General features: G+C 70.8%; 7 protein-coding genes and 1 pseudogene. 5 read left to right on the top strand and 3 right to left on the bottom strand.

From position 1 onward, the window contains the following. Positions 1–70: 70 nt before the first annotated feature. Complete coding sequence (locus A5714_RS05265) at positions 71–463, bottom strand: tautomerase family protein (RefSeq protein WP_068283458.1); 393 nt, start codon at positions 461–463, stop codon at positions 71–73. Positions 464–567: 104 nt separating this feature from the next. Here A5714_RS05265 and A5714_RS05270 point away from each other — a divergent pair, with 104 nt between their 5' ends. Next, positions 568–1,431 (top strand): LysR family transcriptional regulator, encoded by an 864-nt coding sequence (locus tag A5714_RS05270; RefSeq protein WP_068283461.1) that lies wholly within the window; start codon positions 568–570, stop codon positions 1,429–1,431. 15 nt (positions 1,432–1,446) lie between these two features. Here the strand turns inward: A5714_RS05270 and A5714_RS05275 are convergent, their stop codons facing one another. Together A5714_RS05275 and A5714_RS05280 are read right to left on the bottom strand one after the other, a co-directional pair. Further along, positions 1,447–2,061, bottom strand: a complete 615-nt coding sequence (locus A5714_RS05275; RefSeq protein WP_068283464.1) for a YbhB/YbcL family Raf kinase inhibitor-like protein — start codon at positions 2,059–2,061, stop codon at positions 1,447–1,449. A 63-nt stretch (positions 2,062–2,124) separates the two neighbouring features. Continuing rightward, positions 2,125–2,571: an SRPBCC family protein gene (locus A5714_RS05280; RefSeq protein WP_068283467.1), complete on the bottom strand. Its 447-nt coding sequence runs from the start codon at positions 2,569–2,571 to the stop codon at positions 2,125–2,127. Positions 2,572–2,646: 75 nt separating this feature from the next. Here A5714_RS05280 and A5714_RS05285 point away from each other — a divergent pair. The 4 genes and pseudogenes from A5714_RS05285 to A5714_RS25920 form a co-directional block, all read left to right on the top strand. Further along, positions 2,647–3,362, top strand: a pseudogene (locus A5714_RS05285) (MBL fold metallo-hydrolase). Between the two features lie 159 nt (positions 3,363–3,521). After that, positions 3,522–5,810, top strand: a complete 2,289-nt coding sequence (gene aceA, locus A5714_RS05290; RefSeq protein ID WP_068283469.1) for an isocitrate lyase ICL2 — start codon at positions 3,522–3,524, stop codon at positions 5,808–5,810. Positions 5,811–6,004: 194 nt separating this feature from the next. Next, positions 6,005–6,190 carry a hypothetical protein gene (locus A5714_RS25915; protein ID WP_068204410.1) on the top strand — a complete coding sequence of 62 codons (186 nt, stop codon included), beginning with the start codon at positions 6,005–6,007 and terminating at the stop codon, positions 6,188–6,190. Positions 6,191–6,333: 143 nt separating this feature from the next. Further along, on the top strand, positions 6,334–6,636 hold a 303-nt coding region (locus A5714_RS25920), incomplete at its 3' end, for a hypothetical protein (protein WP_156747178.1).

Raw genomic sequence — 6,636 nt, forward strand, 5'->3', positions numbered from 1 at the left:
GGCGCGAGCAGGATCGGGTGCTCGATCCCAAAGAATTTCGTGAGTCGGGTGGTCAACGGCATGGCGGCACCTACTTCAGTTCGCCGGTGAGGAATTGGGCGCGGCCGTGGCCGAAAGACCAGTCCTCGTCGCTGTTTTCGGTGATCGACACGACCAGGTCGGCCGGATCGAGCCCACACCGTTCGGCGAGCTTGCCGGCGAGCAGCTCGAAGAATCGCTCTTTGCGCTCGCGGGTGCGCCGCCGGCTCACCACGTGCACCACCACCAACTCGGCGGAGCGGTCGATGCCCAGCCCGGTGTCCCACGCGACGATCTCGGACGCGGGGTGGGTGCGCACCACCTGGTAGCGGTCGCGCGCGGGCACCTCGAACGCGTCGACGACGGCGTCGTGGGCGGCGTCGAGAAGGTCGCGAACCTGTGCGGCACTGCGGCCCTCGATGAGGTCGATGTACAGCAGCGGCATGTTGCCTCCTTTGTCTGGCGGGCGATATCCGCCCCACCGACGACGTTAGGTCGGCGCCGACCGCGTGTGAAATGCCTGTTGTCGAGCATCTATGCTTGCCAGGCATGGAGGCGGTCCAGCGCAACAGGGTCGAGTTGCGGCACCTGCGGACCTTCGAGGCCGTGGCTCGCCTCAAGTCCTTCACCCAGGCCGCCGAGGAGCTCCGCGTCACCCAGCCGGCCCTGAGCCGCACCGTGCGGCAACTCGAAGACGCGCTCGGGGTGACGCTGCTGGATCGCAGCTCGCGCCATGTCGAGACGACGCCGTCGGGCACGGTGTTCCTCGACCACGTCGAACGCGCGCTCGCCGAGTTGGGGCGGGGTTTCGACGCCATGCGGCAACGGGCCAGCATTCGCCTGGGGTTCAGTTGGCTGCTGCCCGACCCGTGGGCGCAGGACACCGTCGCGGGGTTCGAGCGGGCGACCGGGGCCACCGTGCACCTCGTCCGGACCGACGACGCGCTGGGCGCGGTGCGGCAGGGCCGGGTGGACGTGGCCTTGGTGCGCGGGCGCGTGAGTTCCGCGGCCGTGCGAGTCGTGCACCTGTTCAACGAGTCTCGCGTGGCGGTGTGTGCGGCGCAGTCACCGCTGGCCAACAGGGCGGCGCTGGACTGGGCCGAGGTGCCGCGGTGGCCGCTGGTGGTCAACACCGCCAGCGGCACCACCGGGCCGTGGTCCTGGCCGGCGGGCGCCGGCCCCGAAACCGTGGTGGAGACAACGAATTTCGACGAGTGGCTGGAATCCGTCGCCGCGGACCGCGGCATCGGGGTGATCCCGGACGTCGCGGTGCGGCGCAGCATTCACCCCGGCGTGCGGTTCATCGCCCTGCGCGGGGCGCCGGACATCCCGGTCGGCCTGGCGTTCCTCAAGAACGCCCGCAGCGCGGCCCTGCGCCACTTCGTCGAGGCCGCCAGCGCCGCCGCCGGCTGATCGGCGGGGGCTGGTTCAGCCGCCGAACAACCCGGTGAGCTGCGCCCGCGCGGTCGCGGCCCCGGCGATCGCCTGGTCGGCCTGCACGCCGGACAGGCCACCGGGCAACTGGTAGTCGTTCGGGAGTTGATAGAGGGTGAATCGGTAGTGGTGCTCGCCCGTTCCGGCCGGTGGGCACGGTCCCTTGTACGCGGCTTGGCCGGCGGTGTTCGGCAGCGTCGTCGCGCCGGCCGGGGTCTGGCCGTCGGCCGTGCTGCCGGCGCCGGGGGCGATCCCCACGACGATCCAGTGCACGAACAAGCCGTTCACGGCGTCGGGGTCGTCGACGACCAGCGCGGCGCCCATCGGCGCCGACCACGCCAGCGGCGGCGCGATATTCGCGCCTTTGCAGGTGTATTGCACCGGGATCGGGGCGCCGTCGACGAACGCGGGACTACTGATCGTCAACGGCCGGTCGGCCGGCGCGTCGGGCACCGTGCGCGCCAAGGTGGTGACCTTGGGTGTCGCCGACGACGGCGTGCCGCTGTCACCGTGGGCCCCGCAGCCGACCGCGACGGTCAACAGGGCCAGGCTCACGCCGCCGAAGGCCAGCCGACTCGCCGTGCTCGCTGCCACGCGCCGAGGGTGCATCAGACCAGTGTGGCCGAGCGCGCGCCGAGAACAAAGCCCGCGACGCGGCCGGACGCCGCCGCGCTACGCGCCGCTCTTCCGGACCTCCAGGACGCGATCGCGCAGGCCCTTGGTCGCGGTGTCCATGAGGCTCTTGGTGCCCTTCTTGACCAGGAAGCCCGGGACGGGCATGACCAGGTCGACGCTCAGTTCGAAGCGCACCCGGGTGGAGTCCCCGTCGGGGGTCAGCGTGTACCGGCCGTCTTGCGCGCGTTGCTGTTTCGCCTCGATCAGCGTCCAGCTCACGCCGTCGTCGTGCACGGTGTACTCCAGCTCCTGCTCGTCGCTGACGCCCACGAGCTTGACCACTTGCTTGGAGCGGCGCGGGTGGCCTTCCTCGTCGCGGTCGAGGACCTCGATCTTCTTGTGGACCGAGGACCACTCGGGCAACGACTCGATGTCGAACAGCACCTTCAGGACGTCCTCGGGCGGCGCCTCGATGACGACTTCGCGGGAATCGGTGATAGCCATGCCCGGAAGATAACCAGTGCCGTGCCGGTCAAAACTCGCGACGCCCGCGCGGCCGCGGCGACTACCGTCGCGGGTGTGCAGCTGCGTTGGGAACGCTTGGCCGACGGCGTCCACCGGTGCCGGCTGGCGTTCTGCGACGTCACCGTCGGCCTGGTGTGCGGCTCGGCCGGTGCGTTGCTCGTCGACACCGGCACCACGCCGGCCGAGGCGGCCGCCCTGGACGCCGACACGCGTCGGCTGGCCGGACGCGTCGTGACCCGTATCGTCTTGACGCACAGGCATTTCGACCATGTGCTCGGGTCGTCCCAGTTCGGCGACGCCGAGGTGTATTGCGCGCCCGAGGTGGCCGACTACCTGGCGTCGGCCGCGGCCCAACTCCGCGAGGACGCCGTGCGCCATGGCGCCGACGCCGCGCAGGTGGACCGCGCGCTCGGCGCCCTGCGCCGGCCGGATCACCCGACGCGCGACGCGGTGCTCGACCTGGGGGACCGGGCCGTGACGATCACCCACCCCGGCCGCGGCCACACGACCTCGGACCTGGTGGTGATTGTGCCCCCGGCGGGCGGGCCGACCGGCCGGTGGTGTTCACCGGCGACCTGGTCGAGGAATCCGCCGACCCCACGATCGACGCGGACTCCGACCTGGCCGCGTGGCCGGCCACCCTGGACGGGCTGCTGGCGATCGGCGGCACCGAGGCCGTCTACGTGCCCGGCCACGGCGCCGCCGTCGACGCCGCCTTCGTCCGGCGTCAGCGGGACTGGCTGCGCGATCGCGCCGCCCGGCAGGATTGATCCATCGCGGCGAAGCTCCGATTCGGTTGCGGCCCAACGGAATCGGCGGCACACCCGGATCGATCCGAAAACTCCTGCTTGATCCGTCACCGCCGGGGATAGACTCACGTTCAGCGGAACCGTGTGCGAAGAAACCGGTGCGAACAGGAGCGGATAACCATGGCCATCATTGAAACGGACACCGGCGTCCGGGCATCGTTCGACGACGAGGTCGCCGCCACGCAGCGACACTTCGACGACCAACGCTTTGCCGGCATCACGCGCCTCTACACGGCCCGCCAGGTGGTGGAACAACGCGGCACCATCCCCACCGACTACACGGTGGCGCGCGAGGCGGCCGCCGCCTTCTACGAGCGGCTGCGCGAACTGTTCGCCCAGAAGAAGAGCATCACCACGTTCGGCCCGTACTCGCCCGGGCAGGCGGTGGCCATGAAGCGCATGGGCATCGAGGGCATCTACCTCGGCGGCTGGGCGACATCGGCCAAGGGCTCCACCACCGAGGACCCCGGGCCCGACCTCGCCAGCTACCCGCTCAGCCAGGTGCCCGACGACGCCGCGGTCCTGGTGCGCGCGCTGCTCACCGCCGACCGCAACCAGCACTACCAGCGGCTCCACATGAGCGAGCGGCAACGCGCCACCACCCCCGCCTACGACTACCGGCCGTTCATCATCGCCGACGCCGACACCGGGCACGGCGGGGACCCGCACGTGCGCAACCTGATCCGCCGGTTCGTCGAGGTCGGTGTCGCCGGCTACCACATCGAAGACCAGCGGCCGGGCACCAAGAAGTGCGGCCACCAGGGCGGCAAGGTGCTGGTGCCGTCGGACGAGCAGATCAAGCGCCTCAACGCCGCCCGGTTCCAGCTCGACATCATGAAGGTGCCCGGCATCATCGTCGCCCGCACCGACGCCGAGGCGGCGAACCTCATCGATAGCCGCGCCGACGAGCGCGACCAGCCGTTCCTGCTCGGCGCCACCAACCTGACCATCCCGTCGTACAAGAGCTGCTTCCTGGCCCTCGTCCGACGCTTCTACGAGCTGGGCGTCAAGGAGCTCAACGGTCACCTGCTCTACGCCCTGGCCGAAAGCGAGTACGGCATCGCCAACGCGTGGCTGGAACGCCAGGGCATCCTGGCCCTGGTCGACGACGCCGTCGGCACCTGGCGGGACAACGGGCAGACCGGCGTCGACGACCTGTTCGACCAGGTGGAGTCGCGGTTCGTGGCGGCGTGGGAGGACGACGCCGGGCTGATGACCTACGGCGAGGCGGTGGCCGAGGTGCTCGCGGCCGAGGACAGCGACGACGAGCCGGCCGCGCTGACGCCCGACGAGTGGCGTCAGTTCGCCGCGCGGGCGTCGCTCTATGCCGCCCGCGAGAAGGCCAAGGAGCTGGGCGTCGACCCGCCCTGGGACCCCGAGCTGTCCAAGACGCCCGAGGGGTACTACCAGATCCGCGGCGGCATTCCGTACGCGATCGCGAAATCCCTTGCGGCGGCTCCCTTCGCCGACATCTTATGGATGGAGACCAAGACCGCCGACCTCGCCGACGCGCGCCAATTCGCCGACGCCATCCACGCCGAATTCCCCGACCAGATGCTGGCCTACAACCTGTCGCCGTCGTTCAACTGGGACACCACCGGGATGACCGACGACGAGATGAAGCGGTTCCCGGAGGAGCTCGGCAAGATGGGCTTCGTCTTCAACTTCATCACCTACGGCGGCCACCAGATCGACGGCGTCGCCGCCGAGGAATTCGCCACGTCGCTGCAGCAGGACGGCATGCTGGCGCTGGCCCGTCTGCAGCGCAAGATGCGCCTGGTCGAATCCCCCTACCGGACGCCGCAGACCCTCGTCGGTGGACCCCGCAGCGACGCCGCGCTGGCGGCGTCCTCGGGCCGGACCGCGACGACCAAGGCGATGGGCAAGGGATCGACCCAGCACCAGCACCTCGCGCAGATCGAGGTGCCCAAGAAGCTGCTGGAGGAGTGGCTGGCGCTGTGGAGCGACAACTACCACCTGGGGGAGAAGCTGCGCGTGCAGCTGCGGCCCCGCCGGGCCGGATCCGACGTGCTGGAGCTCGGCATCCTCAGCGAGGCCGGCGACCAACTCGCCAACGTCGTCGTCGACCCGATCAAGGACCGGCACGGGCGCAGCATCCTGCAGGTGCGTGACCAGAACACCTTCGCCGAGAAGCTGCGCCAGAAGCGGCTGATGACGCTGATTCACCTGTGGCTGGTGCACCGGTTCAAGGCCGACGCCGTGTACTACGTGACGCCGACCGAGGACAACCTGTATCAGACCGAGAAGATGAAGTCGCACGGCATCTTCAGCGAGGTCTACCAGGAAGTCGGCGAGATCATCGTCGCCGAGGTGAACAAGCCGCGCATCGCCGAGCTGCTCGCACCCGACCGCGTGGCCCTGCGCAAGCTCATCACTAAAGAGGCGTAGGTCGCCGGCGCCCGACGCACGCCGCGCCGCGCGACCGACGGGGGACCCACCCAGCACGCCGCGCCTCCTCGGGCATTGCGGTGTGACCTGCGGCAACGAATCTGCCCTCCGGCGATAGTTGCACAGGTGTACGCTTGGGGTTGTCACACGCCGAAACCTGGGCGCACCACGTCCTGGGGCGAGAGGAGAGGCCGATGAAGGCGTATCTGAAGTTGGCAACGGCGGCCGCCGGCGCGGCGACCGCCCTGACACTCGGGGGGGCCGGCGTCGGGCCGGTAGCAGCGGCTCCGGCGCACCCCGCGTCCGGCAACGCGCCGGCGCCCGCTCCGGCCGTCACCCACGCGGTCCTCACCGGCTGCGTCTCCGGCGAGAACTGCTGACCCGCTATGGCCCGCCATCCGAGGCGGCGGGCCATCGGCACCTTCGCCGTGCAGTGCCCGCGACCGCTTGCCTCGCAAGACGTTTGGGAACCACGACGCCGGGGTATCGAAGAGCAGGATTGCGAGGGGAGAGCGGGGTTGCGATGAGGCACGAACTGAAGACCGCGGTCGCGATGTTCGGCGGCGGGGCCATGCTCGTTCTGGCCGTCGCCTGCGGTGGCGGCAATAAGGCCCCCAGCTCCACCACGCCCAGCACCACCCCGTCCTCGAGCGTGGCGCCCGCACCATCGTCCGCCCCGGGCGGCGGCGGCGTGCCCGGCGGGCCCACCGGTGGTGGCGGCCCCGGCGGCGGCGGTGGCGGCGTGCCCGGCGGCCCGACCGGTGGTGGCGGTCGTCGTGGCGGCGGCGGCGCCGTCGTGCGGCGTGGCCGGCGGCGGCGGCCCAGG

It is taken from the genome of Mycobacterium sp. E2462, assembly GCF_001672685.1.
Lineage (GTDB): Bacteria > Actinomycetota > Actinomycetes > Mycobacteriales > Mycobacteriaceae > Mycobacterium.